Origin of the sequence: Pseudomonas sp. KBW05, from assembly GCF_003852405.1 — a bacterium.
Lineage (GTDB): Bacteria > Pseudomonadota > Gammaproteobacteria > Pseudomonadales > Pseudomonadaceae > Aquipseudomonas.
Genome location: NZ_QAJM01000021.1, coordinates 1 through 15661 on the forward strand (window position 1 = coordinate 1; position 15661 = coordinate 15661).

The window sequence follows — 15661 nt, forward strand, 5'->3', positions numbered from 1 at the left end:
GAGCAAGCTCCCTCGCCACGGTCACTCCCTTATTTGGCCTCGGTAACCGTAAAGTGTTGCCGGGCGCCCGCCACCAGAATCTCCACCTCATCACCTTCGAACTTGCCCAGCAGGCTTTTGCCCAGGGGCGAGCGCGGGGTGATGACGGTCACCGGTTGCCCCACCACATCCACCTTCAAGCCTGCGCCGTCCGGCGCGAGGAACAGCCACTGCTGGCGGCCGTTCTCGTCTTCCAGGCCCAGTAGCGCGCCAATTTCTATGCCGCGCTGATCATCGTAGGCCCGCAGTGGCAGGTTCTGGCACAGCGTCAGCGCCTGCTTGATCTCTTCGACGCGCTTGGCTTGCCCGGCCGCGAGGTAGGACGCTTCCAGTCCCAGGGTGTCGTACTTGTTCTCGGCGATGTTTTCTTCGTGGGTCGCGGTTTCGTAAGCGGTTTGCGCAGCGCGTTGGGCGATGTCGAGATCGACGCTGAGCTTTTCCAGGATCAGTGAATGGACGGCGTGTTTATTCATGGTCATCAATCGCAGAATTGCAGGACATTGGCCCGGGTCTTTTCGTTGGGGGCGTTCTGGTCCTGTTGCAGCCAGAACTGGCATTTCGGGTTGGACAGGTTGCGCGCATTGTTGCGGGCCTGGTCCAGGGTTTGTTGCTGTTCCTGCTTGTGCAGGTTCTGTTGGTACTGCTCGAACATGCGGTTCGGCGGCTCAGGCGCCACCTCTACCGGCTTGCCCAGTTGCTGCACCGCCTGTGCCACCGGTGCCAGGCTTTCTGGGAACAGGTAGCGCGACGCCAACCAGGCGCTCAGCGCAATGGCGACAAACCCCAGCCATACGCCAAACGCGATGGCGGCACTGAGCTTGAACAACGACAACGGACGATCAGACATGGCGGCCTCCTGGCAGGCATTTGCGGCGTGGCGGCGATTGTCGCACAGCCACCGTGCAGAATAATCGCGATCAAGTCTTCTGCATCGGCGCATTTATACGGACAATCGAGCCTTTAAGCGTTGGAGCCCGGAATGAAAGCCCGCTGGGATATTTTTTGCAGCGTCGTCGATAACTACGGCGACATCGGCGTGACCTGGCGCCTGGCCCGGCAACTGGTGGCAGAGCATGGCTGCGATGTGCGTTTGTGGGTCGATGACCTGCGTGCGTTCGAGCGCATGTGCCCGGAGATCGATGTTCAGGTGGACCAGCAATGGCAGGCCGGCGTCGAAGTGCGCCACTGGCCGGCCGAATGGCAGGGCGCGGCAGCGGCGGATGTGGTGATTGCCGCGTTCGCCTGCCAACTGCCGCCTGACTATATGGACGCCATGGCCGCGCGCGAACGCCCGCCGTTGTGGATGAACCTGGATTACCTGAGCGCCGAGGATTGGGTGGTGGGCTGTCACCGGTTGCCCTCGGTGAAGTACAAAGGCGTGCAGAAGTACTTCTTCTTTCCCGGTTTCCGTCCGGGAACGGGGGGCCTGTTGCGTGAGGCTGGGTTGCTTGAGCAGCGTCGGGCGTTTCAGCAGGATGCCGCCGCGCAGCAACAATTCCTGCAAACCCTGGGCGTATTTCCGGCAACGGGTGCGCGGCTGATCTCGCTGTTTGCCTACGAAAACGCCGGGCTCGCCGCGTGGCTGGACGTGTTATCGACGGACGGGCGTACCACCCATCTATTGGTGCCGGAAGGGCGCATCCTGGGTGATGTGCAGCGTTGGCTGGGTGTCGAGGGGCTGGCGGTGGGCGACGTGCATCAGCGCGATGCCCTGACGCTGCAGGTGCTGCCGTTTGTGCGCCAGGACCAATACGACCGCCTGCTGTGGTGCTGCGAGTTCAATGCGGTGCGCGGCGAAGACTCCTTCGTGCGGGCGCAATGGGCCGGCCGGCCGCTGTTGTGGCACATCTACCGGCAGGATGAAGACATTCACCTCGACAAGCTCGACGCGTTCCTGGCGCTGTACACCGCCGCCTTGTCACCGGCGGCGCGGGCGGCCCTGATCACGCTGTGGCAAGCCTGGAACACGCAGGGCGATATGGCGCAACCGTGGAAAATGCTTATGGAGCACTGGCCAGAGGTCAGCCAACACGCCGAATCCTGGTGTCTGGAACAGGCCTTGCAGGCCGATCTTGCGACGGCGCTGGTACAGTTTTATGAAAGTTGGATATGATACGCCACCTTGAATTTTGTAAATCCCATCCAAATTTCGGATATATGCAATGAAAACTGGTAAAGAACTGAAACCCGGTACAGTGATCCGTCTCGAAAACGACCCTTGGCTGGTTCAGAAAGCTGAGTTCACCAAGTCTGGTCGTAACAGCGCAATCATGAAGACCAAGCTGAAGAACCTGCTGACCGGTTACAAGACCGAGATCGTTTACAGCGCCGACGACAAACTGGACGACGTGATCCTCGACCGCAAAGAAGCGACCCTGTCCTTCATCAGCGGCGACACCTACACGTTCATGGACACTTCCGACTACACCATGTACGAGCTGAACGCTGAAGACATCGAAGCCGTTCTGCCGTTCGTGGAAGAAGGCATGGAAGACGTCTGCGAAGCTATCTTCTTCGAAGACCGTCTGGTTTCCGTAGAACTGCCGACCACCATCGTGCGTCAGGTTGACTACACCGAAGGTTCCGCTCGCGGCGACACTTCGGGCAAGGTGATGAAGCCTGCCAAACTGAAAAACGGTACCGAGCTGGCTGTTGCAGATTTCATCGAAATCGGCGACATGATCGAGATCGACACCCGTGAAGGTGGTTCGTACAAAGGTCGCGCCAAGAAGTAATTCTGGCCCCGCCGCTACGAAAAAAACCCGACTTAGCGTCGGGTTTTTTTATGGGCGTCTGTTTATCAGACCGTGACGTGCAGGCGCACATCCACATTGCCGCGCGTGGCGTTGGAGTACGGGCACACCTGGTGGGCCGCGTCGACCAGGCTTTGTGCATCGTCCTGATCCAGGCCCGGCAGGCTGATGTGCAGGTCGATGTCCAAGCCGAAACCACCGGGGATTTGACCGATGCCGACGTGGGCAGTGATCGAAGCGTCATCCGGGATTTTGCGTTTGGTCTGGCTGGCGACGAATTTCAGCGCGCCAATAAAGCAGGCCGAGTAGCCGGCGGCGAACAGTTGCTCAGGGTTGGTGGCCTGGCCACCGGCGCCGCCCAGTTCCTTGGGGGTGGAGAGTTTGACGTCGAGGATGTTGTCGCTGGAAACCGCACGACCATCACGGCCGCCGGTGGCGGTGGCTACTGCGGTATAGAGAGTTTGCATGGTGTCGTCCTCTTGGGTGTGTAGCGCTAAATGTTTGCGCGCTAAGTAGTTGGTGAGGTGAATGTATAGCGCTAATGTTTTGCGCGCAAGATAAATTTACAAACTATTTTTGAGATCTGCGAAGTTCAATTGTGGGAGCGGGCTTGCTCGCGAATGCGGTGGGGCAGCAACAGATCCAGTGACTGACACTACGCTTTCGCGAGCAAGCCCGCTCCCACACAAGCCCGCTCCCACACTTCAGGTTTGGGTGGCTGGTCTATAGCGTCAGACGCTGGCTTGCAGATTGCTGCGCAACGCGATCAGGTCTTCCTGCAACTTGCGCAACTGCCCCAACTCCAGGCCGCTGGCGCCAAGGATGCACTGCGGAATGCCCATGGCTTTCTCCTGCAGGGCGCGCCCGGCATCGGTCAGTTCCACTACTACCACCCGCTCATCCTCACGGCTGCGCGTGCGGCTCAGCAGCCCTTCAGCTTCCAGGCGCTTGAGCAGCGGGGTGAGTGAGCCCGGATCCGTCAGCAAGCGGCTGCTGATTTCGCCGACGGTCAAACCGTCCTCTTCCCACAGGACCATCATGGCCAGGTATTGCGGATAGGTCAGGCCAAGGGCTTGTAGCAGCGGCTTGTAGACCTTGGTCATCAGCAGCGACGTGGAGTGCAGGGCGAAGCACAGTTGGTTGTCCAGCATCAGGGATTCGCATGGGGCGGGATTTTTGCTCATGGGGTACCTCGCAAAGCATCTATGGGCTGGAATCTAGCGGGCAAATGTTTAATGCGCCATATAATTCTGGCCGCGCAGTCAGACCAAACCGCTCTGCAACGCCAGATCCCACGGCGGTACCGGGCTGAAACGGGTTTTCAGGTATTCCAGCAACAATCGGCTGCGAGCGTTGGGCTGTTGTTCCAGGCGCAGGGCGTAGATACCGGTGGTCTCCGGGCTTGGCAGGCCGTCTTCGCAAAACAGCGGCACCAGTTCGCCGCGCACCAGGTATTCGCTGGCCAGCCACGTCGGCAGATGCGCGATGCCCAGCCCGGCCAAGGCGCCGGAGAGCAGGGCCTCGGCGTTGTTGGCGCTCATGCGGATGCGCTGCGGGCGATAGGTGGCGCGGCGCCCATCCAGTTCGAAACGCCAGGCGAACATCGGCGCCAGGCCATCCCAGTCGAGCCCGTCATGCTCACTCAGGTCGCGCGGATGGCGCGGCGTACCGCGGCTTTTCAAGTAGGCCGGGCTGGCGCAGGCGATGCGCACGATACTGGCCAGTGGCGTGGCAATCAGCCGCGTGTCGACGATATGCCCGGCGCGCAGCACCAGGTCAACCTTGCCCAAGTGCGCGCCCTGCATATCCACAAAGCTGTCGATCAGGTGCAGGTGCACGTCCAGCCCTGGATACACGTTGAGGAAGTCGGCGATCACCGGCGCCAAGTGCCGGCGCCCGAACGCGGCTGGCGCATCTACCCGAATCAAGCCCTCCGGCGCATGGCTCAGGGATACCGCTTCGGCCCGCGCCAATTGCAACTCGCTGACAATCCGCCGCGCCCGCTCGGCAAACGCCAGGCCCGCCGGGGTTGGCACCACGGCGTGGGTGCTGCGCTGGAACAGGCGGCTGCCCACGGAATTTTCCAGGCTGTCGATGCGCCTTGCCACCGCCGAGGGCGTCAGGGGATGGCGGCGCGCGGCGGCGGAAAAGCTGCCGGTTTCCAGTACATCGAGGAACAGGCTCAATTGGTCGGTCAACGTATTCGGGTTCATGGCAGGCGCTTATGCGAGATCGGCACAGCCATTGTGCGTTGCTGTGCGTTTCCGTGCTAGAGCGGACTGCGTAGCATGCAGGTCTTGGGATTGTGGAGTGGCCAGTTGTGGTGGATTTAGCGTTGTACCTGGTATTGGGCGTGGCCTTGGGCACGGTGGGCGGTCTGTTCGGCATCGGTGGCGGGCTGATTGCCATCCCGGTGCTGGGGGTGTTTTTCGGCCTGGATCAACAAATAGCCCAAGGCACTGCCTTGGTGATGGTGGTGCCCAACGTGATGCTCGCGCTGTGGCGCTACCACCAACGCAATCGTATTCAACTGCGCCATGCCCTGCCGCTGGGCATCATGGGGTTCTGCTTCGCGTGGCTGGGTTCGATCTGGGCGGTGGGCCTGGATGCGGGGGCGATGCGTATCGGTTTTATCGCCTTCCTCGTAGCGCTGTCGGCCTACAACCTGTTGCGCATGTTCACACGCAATGCGCCGCCAACGGCCGAGATGCGCTACTCCTGGCCATGGCTCGGGGTGCTGGGCGCAGCGTCCGGGTCCATGGGCGGTTTGTTTGGCGTCGGCGGCGCGGTGGTTGCGACGCCGGTACTGACCAGCCTGTTCGGCACCACCCAAGTCGTCGCCCAAGGCTTGTCCCTGGCCCTGGCATTGCCCAGCACCGGCGTGACCCTGGTGACCTACGCCTGGCACCACGAAGTGGATTGGGTGATCGGCGTGCCCTTGGCGGTCGGTGGCCTGCTCAGTATCAGTTGGGGGGTGAAAGTCGCTCATGCCTTGCCGGAGCGCGTGCTGCGCGGGCTGTTTTGCGGGTTCCTGATCGTGTGCGCGGTGATGCTGACCTTTAAAGTCTGAAACCTTCGATGATGTAATCGGCCAGGCATGCGGTAATGGGCGAGGCCATCAGCGGGTTTCGCAGCAAGTGCAGGTTCATCGACGGCAGTGACGGGAACCCCTGCTCGCTGCCCAGCACGCGCAGGTCTTCGGTCACCAGGCTTTCCATGCTGACCATCACCGCCAGGCCGGCGTTGACCACCGCCTGGATCGCCGCGACATTGGAGCTGTGATAGGCCAGGCGATAGTCGCGGCCGATGGCATCCAGTGCCGAGCAGGCCCACTGGGTGTAGAGGCAGTCGGGGCCGGAAATCGCCAGCGGCAAGGCCGCATGTTCATCCACGCAGAAACACGGCGCCGCCGCCCACACCATGCGTTCGGTGCGCAGCAACTCGCCGACTTCCTTGGTGGGTTCGCGACTGATAACCGTCAAGGCCAGGTCGCGGCGCTGCATCAGCACCGTTGACGACTCGCAGTGCAGCTCGATCTGGATCAGCGGGTAGGCCTTGGAAAACTGTTTGAGAATCCCCGGCAGGAAGCGCATCACGTAGTCGTCCGGCGTGCCGATGCGCACCAGCCCGACCATATGCGGCTCGCGCAGGGTGTTGAACACCTCGCTGTGCAGTTTCAGGATTCGCCGCGCATAGCCCAGCAACACTTGCCCCTCGGGGGTCAGGCGCACCTGGCGGCCATCGCGTTCGAACAGCTTGCGCTGCAACACGTCCTCCTCCAGCCGCTTCATCTGCATGCTCACCGCCGATTGGGTGCGGTTGACCTGTTCGCCGGCGCGGGTAAAACCGCCCTGGTCGGCGATGGCGACGAAGGTGCGCAGTACTTCGGTGTCGATACTGGGGTAGCCTGACAATTCATCAATCTCTGAGATGTGTTGCATAAGAAACATTCGTTGGATTGATCATAAGCCGGGCCACACACTTGTGCCATCCCCAAGGGAGGGCGAAAAGATGAAAGGTCAAAAAGGTTTTGTATTGCTGGCGAAGCGCCCATTTAGCGGAGTGCTGAATGCACTGGCCCGCTGGCAGGAGCGCCAGGTGTTGGCGAGTTTGAGCGATGATGCACTCAAGGACATCGGGCTGCGCCGTGCGGATGTGGAGCGTGAGCGCCGCCTGCATACCTGGCAAGATCCGCTGCGAAAATGACCGTGGATGCAGTAGGGTGGTCGGCGCGCCCACACGGAGAGTCCCATGCCCGCCGACCTGTCTTTCTCACTTAAGCAAGCTCGCCGCATTGCGCTGGCAGCCCAGGGTTTTTCCGGGCGCCAGGCGCCTGCACAGATCAAGGCCGCACACCTCAATCGCGTGATCGAACGCCTGGGTGTGTTGCAGATCGATTCGGTCAACGCCGTGGTGCGCTCGCACTACCTGCCGCTGTTTTCCCGCTTGGGCAACTATTCTGCGCAGATCCTTGAACAGGCCGCCTGGAGCCAGGGGCGGCGGCGCTCGCTGTTTGAATACTGGGGGCATGAGGCCTCGCTGCTGCCGATGGCGCTGTACCCGTTGATGCGCTGGCGCATGGAACGGGCACGGCAAGGCCAGGGGATTTACGCGCAGATGGCGCGCTTTGGGCGTGAACAACAGGCGATTATCCAGCGCGTCCTGAAGACGGTCGAGCAGCAAGGCGCCGTCGGGGCGGGCAGCTTGTCCACCCGTGAAGAGCGCGCCGGGCCGTGGTGGGACTGGAGTGAGGAAAAGCACGCGCTGGAATGGCTGTTCGCCGCCGGGCTGGTCACCGTGGCGGGTCGGCGCGGGTTTGAGCGCCTCTACGATCTGCCGGAGCGGGTGATCCCGGGCGAGTTCCTGCACGCCAACGTAGGCGAAGCCGAAGCGCTGCGTGGCTTGTTGCTGCACAGTGCCACCGCCTTGGGGGTGGCTACGGAAAAGGACCTGCGCGACTACTTCCGCCTGGACCCTGCCGACAGCCGCAATCGCCTCGCGGAGTTGGTGGAAGATGGGCAACTGCTGGCCTGCCAGGTGCAGGGCTGGAAGCAGGCGGCGTACTGCCTGCCGACACCGACAGTGCCGCGCAAAGTGCCAGCCAGCGCGTTGCTGTCACCGTTCGATTCGCTGGTCTGGGAGCGCAGTCGCACCGAGCGGCTGTTCGATTTCCGTTATCGGCTGGAGATCTACACGCCGCAGGAGAAGCGGGTGTACGGCTACTACGTGCTGCCGTTTTTGCACAACGAACGGATTGCGGCGCGGGTTGACTTGCGGGCGGAGCGCGCCAATGGTTGCCTGGCAGTGCATGCGGTGCATGAGGAGGAGCCGGGGTTGGACGAGGAGGGGATGGTGGCGTTGGCGTTGAATTTGCGGCAGATGGCGGATTGGCTGGGGTTGGAGCGGGTGCAGTTGAACTGTCAGCGGGCGAGTGCGGTGCGGTTGAAGGTGGCAATGCTCAATACAAGTGTCGGCCTCTAGGGCCCTATCGCGGGCAAGCCCGGCTCCCACAGGGGAATGCATTTCAGCAGGAAAAATGCATTCCAATGTGGGAGCGGGCTTGTCGAACCGTCGCACCGCCGCGAAGGCGTCAGTGCAGGCAACCTGAATCTCAGCGCTTGACCTGTTTCAAGGTCTCGGCAATCAAAAACGCCAACTCCAGCGATTGGTCGGCATTCATCCGCGGATCACAGTGGGTGTGATAGCGGTCCGACAACCCATCCTCGGTAATCGGCCGCGCACCACCGATGCACTCGGTGACGTTCTGCCCGGTCATCTCGATATGAATCCCGCCGGCATAGCTGCCTTCAGCCTGGTGCACCTGGAAGAACTCCTTCACTTCGCCAAGGATCTGCGCAAAGTCGCGGGTCTTGTAGCCGCTGCTGGCCTTGATGGTGTTGCCGTGCATCGGGTCGGAACTCCACAGCACCTGCTTGCCCTCGCGCTGTACGGCGCGGATGAGGTTTGGCAGATGGTCGCCGACCTTGCCGGCGCCCATGCGCGCGATCAGGTTGAGGCGGCCGGGATCGTTGTCCGGGTTGAGGATGTCGATCAGGCGGATCAGGTCGTCGGGGTTCATGCTTGGGCCGACCTTGACGCCGATCGGGTTGTTCACGCCGCGCAGGAATTCGACGTGGGCACCGTCCAACTGGCGGGTACGGTCGCCGATCCACAGCATGTGCGCCGAGCAATCGTAGTAGTCGTTGGTCAGGCTGTCGCGGCGTACGAAGGCTTGCTCGTAGTTGAGCAAGAGCGCTTCGTGGGCGGTGAAGAAGCTGGTTTCACGCAGTTGCGGCGAGCTGTCCATGCCGCAGGCGCGCATGAACGCCAGGGTTTCGTCGATGCGGTCGGCCAGTTGGCTGTACTTCTCGGCCAGGGCGGAGTTGGCGATAAAGTCCAGGTTCCACTTGTGCACCTGGTGCAGGTCGGCGAAACCGCCCTGGGCGAAGGCTCGCAACAAATTGAGGGTGGCGGTGGACTGGTGATACGACTGCAACAGACGATCCGGGTCCGGCACGCGGCTTTTTTCATCGAAGCCGATGCCGTTGACGATGTCGCCACGGTAGGCGGGCAGGGTGATGCCGTCGATGGTTTCATCGTTGGCCGAACGCGGCTTGGCGAACTGGCCGGCCATGCGCCCGACTTTCACCACCGGGCAGCCGGCGGCGAAGGTCATCACGATCGCCATCTGCAAAAGTACCTTGAAGGTGTCGCGGATTTTTGCGGCGGAGAACTCCACAAAGCTCTCGGCGCAGTCACCGCCTTGCAACAGGAACGCGCGACCCTGAGTCACTTCGGCAAACTGACGGCGCAACTCGCGGGCTTCCCCGGCAAACACCAGCGGTGGGTAGCTGGCCAGGCTCTGCTCCACTTGCAACAAGTGTGCAGCGTCCGGGTACTGGGGTTGTTGCTGGATCGGCAGGGCGCGCCAGCTGTCGGGGCTCCAGGGTTGGCTCATCATGAACTCGATTGGCTGATTGACGGTCGGGCGCCAATGTTATCAGCAATTAGTGCGTGACCTGTTGCCGCCGGTTGGCCGACAATCGCGCCTTTGCCGTGCGGTAAACCCTTTAGGAGTAGTGATGACCGAGGAGCGTGTCGAGCGCCTGTTGGCCGAAGTCCATGATGACTTCGGCATGATCCGTGTGCTCGAAGTGGCCGATTACCGTTTTCTCGAGTTTGGTGATGCCATCGAGCAAAGCTGTGTGTTCACCGCCGACCCGAGCTGGCTGGAGTACGACTACACCCGCGCGATGCTGATCGGTGCGTTGTGCCATGAGCAGCCGGAGAGCGCGCTGTTCCTTGGGCTCGGCGCCGGCACGCTGACCCAGGCGTGCCTCAAGTTCCTGCCATTGGAAGATGTCGAAGCCATCGAGCTGCGCCCGGACGTGCCGCGCCTGGCCATTGAGTACCTGGGGCTGGACGACGATCCGCGCCTGTACATCCGCATCGGCGACGCCCTGCAATTGCTGGAGACCGCCGAGCCGGCCGACCTGATCTTCGTCGATCTGTATACGGATGTCGGCCCTGGCGTCGGGCACCTGGCCTGGACCTTCCTGGAAAACTGCCAGAAGAAACTCAACCCCGGCGGCTGGCTGGTGATCAACCAGTGGGCCACCGACGACGGCAAACCGTTGGGCGCGGCGTTGCTGCGCGGGTTGTACCACCGGCATTACTGGGAACTGCCGGTGAAGGAGGGCAATGTGATCTTGCTGGTGCCTTCGGAGTTGGATCAGGACCTGGATATGCAAGCGTTGACGGCGCGTGCCGAGGCCCTGGCACCACGATTAGGGTATTCGTTGCAGCCTTTGATCAAGGCTGTCCGGCCGGCTACTTGATTGCCTGAACTGGCCCCTTCGCGGGCAAGCCCGCTCCCACAGGGGAATGCATTTCAACAGGGGAATGCAGTCCAAATGTGGGAGCGGGCTTGCCCGCGAAGAGGCCCTCACAGTCAACTCAAATCCCCTTGAACACCCCTGGCCGCTTCTCCACCATCGCCAGCACACCTTCCTTGGCATCCTCGCTATTCAGCAGTTTATCCACCATCGGCTGTAATGCGGCGGCCGCCACGGTTTCGCCTTCCATCCGTGCCAAGCGCGCCGACATCAACGTCGCCTGCACCCCCAACGGCGCCTGGCGCGCAATGCGGTTGGCCAGCGCGATGGCACGGGGCAGCAAGTCCTCACTGGCCATCACCTCCTGCACCAGGCCCAGGCGCAGCGCTTCATGGGCATCGAACTCATCACCGGTAAGCAGCCAGCGCATCGCATTGCCCCAGCCGGCGATCTGATGAAAGCGCAACGTTGCGCCGCCAAATGGAAAGATCCCACGCTGCACTTCCATCTGCGCAAAGCGCGTGTTGCTCGCGCACAGGTTGATATCTGCCGCCAACATCAACTCGATCCCGATGGTCAGGCAATAGCCCTGGGCCGCCACGATCACCGGTTTACTGACCCTGGGGCCGGCGAACACACCCCACGGATCGCAGCCGCCCAACGGTGGTTGCCAGCCACCGGCCATCACGCTGCTGACATTTGCCAGGTCGAGCCCGGCGGTGAAGTGCTCGCCGTGGGCAAATACCACGGCCACTCGGGCCTCATCATTTCGATCAAATTCGCCATACGCCAGGCTCAGCTCATTGAGCAGATCCAGGTCGAAAGCGTTGCGCTTGGCCACCCGGTCCAGGCCCAGCAGCAAGACATGGCCCTGTAATTCACGGCTGACGCGACTGCTGCTGGCTTGATTCATCGGGTGTGCCCTCGGGCGCGGGAGAGGTTTCAGACCGAAGGGCCTGAAGGGTTGGGTGAACCGTTTAAGCGTTATGACCAGCAGGGCCGGGCCTTTGAAAAATAGACCCTGTGGCACTTATCTGCAAAGACTGTGACGCAGCGCGGTTTATCGGCGCTTTGCGATAAAAAAAGCTCCCTTTTTCAGGTATTTCCGGTATAGTGCGCGCCGGCCTTTAACCGGGCCGCGTTTAGGTAGCGCAATTCCCCGAAGTCAGCTTCGGCTGCACGTCCGCACAGCGGACTCTTCCTTGACGAATCTTTTTTCTTTCATTCGTTTTCGCAAATCCCCGCCGACAAAGCAGCCAGGGCGACTCTTGAGTCTCAACACGGCATGCGCAGCTTTGGAGCATGGGTCTTTGCGGATGCACTTAGAGGCAGACCCATGACCCAGGAAACCGGCGGCTTCGCCGCTTTTAATCTTAACCCGAACATTCTTGCTGCCGTCATCGCGACTGGCTACGAAGAACCTTCGGCGATTCAGCAGCAATCGATCCCGATCATCATGGCCGGCAAAGACATGATTGGCCAGGCGCAAACCGGTACCGGTAAAACCGCCGCGTTCGCCCTGCCTATCCTGCACTGCATCGATCCTGCCAAGCGCGAGCCGCAAGCCCTGATCCTGGCGCCAACCCGTGAGTTGGCGCTGCAAGTAGCAACCGCTTTCGAAACCTACGCCAAGCAAATGCCAGGTGTAACCGTTGTGGCCGTTTACGGCGGCGCGCCTATGGGCCCACAACTGAAAGCAATCCGTAATGGCGCACAGATCGTTGTCGCCACGCCGGGCCGTCTGTGCGACCACCTGCGTCGTGACGAGAAAGTCCTGTCGACCGTGAACCACCTGGTTCTCGACGAAGCTGACGAAATGTTGAAGCTGGGCTTCATGGATGACCTGGAAGTCATCTTCAAGGCACTGCCACCAACCCGTCAGACCGTACTGTTCTCGGCGACCCTGCCACAGTCGATCCGTGCCATTGCCGAGCGTCACCTGCGTGACCCAGAGCACGTCAAGATCCAGACCAAGACTCAGACCGTTACCGCGATCGAACAGGCTCACCTGTTGGTTCACGCTGACCAGAAGACTTCGGCTGTATTGAGCCTGCTGGAAGTCGAAGACTTCGACGCCCTGATCATGTTCGTGCGCACCAAGCAAGCGACCCTGGACCTGGCCAGTGCCCTGGAAGCCAAAGGCTACAAAGCCGCTGCGCTGAACGGTGACATCGCCCAGAACCAACGTGAGCGCGTGATCGACTCCCTCAAGGATGGCCGTCTGGACATCGTTGTAGCGACCGACGTTGCCGCTCGTGGCCTCGACGTTCCACGTATCACCCACGTGTTCAACGTTGACATGCCTTACGATCCAGAGTCCTACGTTCACCGTATCGGCCGTACCGGCCGTGCGGGTCGTGAAGGTCGTGCACTGCTGCTGGTGACTCCACGTGAGCGCCGCATGCTGCAAGTGATCGAGCGTGTAACCGGTCAGAAAGTTGCAGAAGTGCGCCTGCCGGATGCTCAAGCAGTTCTGGATGCACGCATCAAGAAACTGACCAACAGCCTGTCGCCACTGGTGGCTGACGCTGAATCGACCCACGGCGACCTGCTGGACCGCCTGACCGCCGATATCGGTTGCACCCCGCGTGCCCTGGCTGCAGCCCTGCTGCGCAAAGCAACCAACGGTCAAGCCCTGACCCTGGCTGCCATCGAGAAAGAACGCCCACTGGTTCCGAACAACGCGCCACGCGGTGATCGTCCAGAGCGTACTGGCGACCGTCCAGACCGTGGTGATCGTGAGCGTCGTGCTCCGGTTCCATTGGCTGAAGGCCGCGCTCGTTGCCGTACCGCGCTGGGCGCGCGTGACGGTATTGCTGCCAAGAACCTGCTGGGCGCTATCCTCAACGAGGGTGGCCTGGCACGTGAAGCCATCGGTCGCATCCAGGTCCGTGACAGCTTCTCCCTGGTGGAGCTGCCGGAAGACGGTCTGGAAAAACTGCTGGCCAAGCTGAAAGACACTCGCGTTGCCGGTAAGCAGCTGAAGCTGCGTCGCTACCGCGAAGATTGATCCGCCCCTGGGCTGATTGATCGCACATAAAAAATCCCCGACTGGTTCGGGGATTTTTTTTGCCTGATTTTTAAGGAAGATCACTCGGTCAACTGTGGGAGCGGGCTTGCTCGCGAATGCGGTGTGTCAGTCACTAAATTTGTTACTGAACCAACGCATTCGCGAGCAAGCCCGCTCCCACATTTAAACCTGTGTTAGCCGAATCGATAGATGTCCATCCCCAAGGCACCCATGGTAAAGCCTTGGTGCGCGATGCTGAAATCCCCACCAGCGCCGCGCGCGAAGTACAGCGGCAACAGGTGCTCATCACTCGGATGGCTACGCACGGCATGTGGCGCCTGGCGCCGATAATCATGCAGCGCGCTTTCATCATTGGCTGCCAGCTTATCTACCACCCAATCACGAAATCCCCGCGCCCACGGCTCGATACTCTCCGGCCCGGCGTGCCAGTCCAGCTCGCCGAGGTTGTGGGTGATGCTGCCCGAACCGATCAGCAGTACGCCTTGCCCGCGCAGGCTGGCAAGCGCATGCCCGACCCGTGTCTGCAGGGCCGGGCCCATCCGGCTGGGCAGGGAAACCTGCACCACCGGAATATCCGCCGCCGGGTACATCAGCGACAGTGGCACCCAGGTGCCATGGTCGAAGGGGCGACGCTCATCGATGCGTGCGTTCAGGCCGTCGGCGTGCAGCAACTCGACAATCTCGCCGGCCAACTGTGGGTCGCCCGGTGCCGGGTATTGCACCGCAAACAATTCACGCGGGAAGCCGCCAAAGTCGTGCCAGGTTTCGGGTGCGGCGCTGCCGCTGACCAGCAGTTCTTGGCTTTCCCAGTGCGCCGAGACCACCACGATTGCCTTTGGGCGTGGCAGTTGCGAGGCCAAACGCTGCAAGGCCGGGCCGCTGGCGCCGGGTTGCAGGGCGAGCATGGGCGAACCATGGGAGATAAACAGGCTAGGGAGCATAAGAAGGGTCCTGAGCGTTAATATGGGCCCATCTTCAATCAGATCATTGATCTAAATCTAATATAAGTTTTAGCGCTATTTGATCGAATTTTCGGGGTGATCCATGGAGCCTAAGTTTTGGCAGGAGCGCTGGGCGCGCAATCAGATCGGCTTTCACTTGCCCGAGGTCAACCCTTACCTGCAACGGCACTGGCCGCCATTGGCAGAAGGCGCCAAGGTGCTGGTGCCGTTGTGTGGCAAGAGCCTGGACCTGATGTGGCTGGCCAGCCAAGGCCTGCGGGTAGTGGGTGTGGAGCTGTCAGAGCAAGCAGTCGAGGCATTCTTCAGTGAGCAGAATCTGACGCCGCGAGTCACCGAGCGCGGCGTGTTCAAGGTGTATCAGGCGGATTTGATCGAGATTTGGTGCGGCGATTTCTTCGCATTGAACGCCGAGGTGTTGGCCGATTGTGCGGCGCTTTATGATCGCGCGGCACTGATCGCCTTGCCGCCGCTGATGCGAGCGCAGTACACCGATCATCTGAATACGTGGCTGCCATCAGGCTGCCAGGGTTTGTTGATTACCCTGGACTACGAGCAAGTGCAGAAGGCGGGTCCTCCATTCGCGGTGACGGATGACGAGGTGCAGCTGCTGCTAGGCGAGCACTGGACGCTGCAGGTGCTGCAAGAGCAGGACATCCTGGGTGAGAGCTGGAAGTTTGTGCAGGATGGCGTCACGCGGCTGGAGGAGCGTGTTTACCAGTTGGCAAAGCGTTGACCATGCCGTCGTCATCGCAGCATAGGCATCGACACAACTTTGTGCATTGCTGCTGGACCTGTGGCGAGGGAGCTTGCTCCCGTGACGGACTGTCCTGCGACCAAGTTTTACCGGATGTAAACCGGTTCAACTGTGGGAGCGGGCTTGCTCGCGAAGGCTATGTGTCAGGCGTTGCATGTCTTTGATCGGAGTACATATCCGTTATTTAGGTAACGGCTGATTAGGGTTCCGCCCTTACGGCGGGGCACTTTTGGAAAAGAGCCCCAAAAGTAACCAAAATGGCTCTTGTCCCAACACTCGGCACCTCG

Annotated in this window: 17 protein-coding genes; 8 read left to right on the forward strand and 9 right to left on the reverse strand. The window is 61.1% G+C overall.

The genetic code is table 11. From position 1 onward, the window contains the following. Nucleotides 1-29: 29 nt before the first annotated feature. Both DBR46_RS20840 and DBR46_RS20845 read right to left on the reverse strand, forming a co-directional pair. On the reverse strand, nucleotides 30-512 hold the full coding sequence (locus DBR46_RS20840) for a GreA/GreB family elongation factor (RefSeq protein ID WP_124527714.1): 483 nt from the start codon (nucleotides 510-512) through the stop codon (nucleotides 30-32). A 5-nt stretch (nucleotides 513-517) separates the two neighbouring features. After that, the gene (locus DBR46_RS20845) at nucleotides 518-886 is read right to left on the reverse strand and encodes a hypothetical protein (RefSeq protein ID WP_124527715.1); all 369 of its coding nucleotides are present in this window, start codon (nucleotides 884-886) and stop codon (nucleotides 518-520) included. 132 nt (nucleotides 887-1018) lie between these two features. On the opposite strand from DBR46_RS20845, the gene earP reads away from it, so the two are divergent. Further along, nucleotides 1019-2152: an elongation factor P maturation arginine rhamnosyltransferase EarP gene (gene earP, locus DBR46_RS20850; protein ID WP_124527716.1), complete on the forward strand. Its 1134-nt coding sequence runs from the start codon at nucleotides 1019-1021 to the stop codon at nucleotides 2150-2152. 49 nt (nucleotides 2153-2201) lie between these two features. Then, nucleotides 2202-2774 (forward strand): elongation factor P, encoded by a 573-nt coding sequence (locus DBR46_RS20855; protein ID WP_064451538.1) that lies wholly within the window; start codon nucleotides 2202-2204, stop codon nucleotides 2772-2774. A 65-nt stretch (nucleotides 2775-2839) separates the two neighbouring features. On the opposite strand, the gene DBR46_RS20860 is transcribed toward DBR46_RS20855, so the two are convergent. The 3 genes from DBR46_RS20860 to DBR46_RS20870 form a co-directional block, all read right to left on the reverse strand. Beyond that, nucleotides 2840-3259 (reverse strand): organic hydroperoxide resistance protein, encoded by a 420-nt coding sequence (locus DBR46_RS20860; protein ID WP_017734413.1) that lies wholly within the window; start codon nucleotides 3257-3259, stop codon nucleotides 2840-2842. Nucleotides 3260-3523: 264 nt separating this feature from the next. Further along, nucleotides 3524-3976 (reverse strand): MarR family winged helix-turn-helix transcriptional regulator, encoded by a 453-nt coding sequence (locus tag DBR46_RS20865; protein ID WP_124527717.1) that lies wholly within the window; start codon nucleotides 3974-3976, stop codon nucleotides 3524-3526. 78 nt (nucleotides 3977-4054) lie between these two features. Further along, nucleotides 4055-5005: a LysR family transcriptional regulator gene (locus tag DBR46_RS20870; protein ID WP_124527718.1), complete on the reverse strand. Its 951-nt coding sequence runs from the start codon at nucleotides 5003-5005 to the stop codon at nucleotides 4055-4057. A 107-nt stretch (nucleotides 5006-5112) separates the two neighbouring features. Here DBR46_RS20870 and DBR46_RS20875 point away from each other — a divergent pair, with 107 nt between their 5' ends. Then, the gene (locus DBR46_RS20875; protein WP_124527727.1) at nucleotides 5113-5862 is read left to right on the forward strand and encodes a sulfite exporter TauE/SafE family protein; all 750 of its coding nucleotides are present in this window, start codon (nucleotides 5113-5115) and stop codon (nucleotides 5860-5862) included. On the opposite strand, the gene DBR46_RS20880 is transcribed toward DBR46_RS20875, so the two are convergent. Further along, nucleotides 5852-6733: a LysR family transcriptional regulator gene (locus tag DBR46_RS20880; RefSeq protein ID WP_124527719.1), complete on the reverse strand. Its 882-nt coding sequence runs from the start codon at nucleotides 6731-6733 to the stop codon at nucleotides 5852-5854. The genes DBR46_RS20875 and DBR46_RS20880 overlap by 11 nt on opposite strands. Nucleotides 6734-6803: 70 nt before the next feature. On the opposite strand from DBR46_RS20880, the gene DBR46_RS20885 reads away from it, so the two are divergent. Both DBR46_RS20885 and DBR46_RS20890 read left to right on the forward strand, forming a co-directional pair. Continuing rightward, nucleotides 6804-6998 (forward strand): DUF1127 domain-containing protein, encoded by a 195-nt coding sequence (locus DBR46_RS20885; protein ID WP_177414103.1) that lies wholly within the window; start codon nucleotides 6804-6806, stop codon nucleotides 6996-6998. A 45-nt stretch (nucleotides 6999-7043) separates the two neighbouring features. After that, entirely contained in the window at nucleotides 7044-8273 is a 1230-nt protein-coding gene (locus DBR46_RS20890; RefSeq protein ID WP_124527721.1) for a winged helix-turn-helix domain-containing protein, read from the forward strand. 130 nt (nucleotides 8274-8403) lie between these two features. Here the strand turns inward: DBR46_RS20890 and DBR46_RS20895 are convergent, their stop codons facing one another. Beyond that, the gene (locus tag DBR46_RS20895) at nucleotides 8404-9750 is read right to left on the reverse strand and encodes a class II 3-deoxy-7-phosphoheptulonate synthase (protein ID WP_124527722.1); all 1347 of its coding nucleotides are present in this window, start codon (nucleotides 9748-9750) and stop codon (nucleotides 8404-8406) included. A gap of 124 nt (nucleotides 9751-9874) precedes the next feature. On the opposite strand from DBR46_RS20895, the gene DBR46_RS20900 reads away from it, so the two are divergent. Next, nucleotides 9875-10630, forward strand: a complete 756-nt coding sequence (locus tag DBR46_RS20900) for a spermidine synthase (protein WP_124527723.1) — start codon at nucleotides 9875-9877, stop codon at nucleotides 10628-10630. A gap of 118 nt (nucleotides 10631-10748) precedes the next feature. On the opposite strand, the gene DBR46_RS20910 is transcribed toward DBR46_RS20900, so the two are convergent. Further along, a complete protein-coding gene (locus DBR46_RS20910; RefSeq protein ID WP_124527724.1) occupies nucleotides 10749-11540 on the reverse strand; it encodes a crotonase/enoyl-CoA hydratase family protein in 792 nt (263 codons plus the stop codon). Nucleotides 11541-11963: 423 nt separating this feature from the next. On the opposite strand from DBR46_RS20910, the gene DBR46_RS20920 reads away from it, so the two are divergent. After that, nucleotides 11964-13637 (forward strand): DEAD/DEAH box helicase, encoded by a 1674-nt coding sequence (locus DBR46_RS20920; protein ID WP_017734403.1) that lies wholly within the window; start codon nucleotides 11964-11966, stop codon nucleotides 13635-13637. A 194-nt stretch (nucleotides 13638-13831) separates the two neighbouring features. Here the strand turns inward: DBR46_RS20920 and DBR46_RS20925 are convergent, their stop codons facing one another. Next, nucleotides 13832-14599 carry a class III extradiol ring-cleavage dioxygenase gene (locus DBR46_RS20925; protein WP_124527725.1) on the reverse strand — a complete coding sequence of 256 codons (768 nt, stop codon included), beginning with the start codon at nucleotides 14597-14599 and terminating at the stop codon, nucleotides 13832-13834. Between the two features lie 103 nt (nucleotides 14600-14702). On the opposite strand from DBR46_RS20925, the gene DBR46_RS20930 reads away from it, so the two are divergent. Then, on the forward strand, nucleotides 14703-15353 hold the full coding sequence (locus tag DBR46_RS20930) for a thiopurine S-methyltransferase (protein ID WP_124527726.1): 651 nt from the start codon (nucleotides 14703-14705) through the stop codon (nucleotides 15351-15353). Nucleotides 15354-15661: the final 308 nt, after the last annotated feature.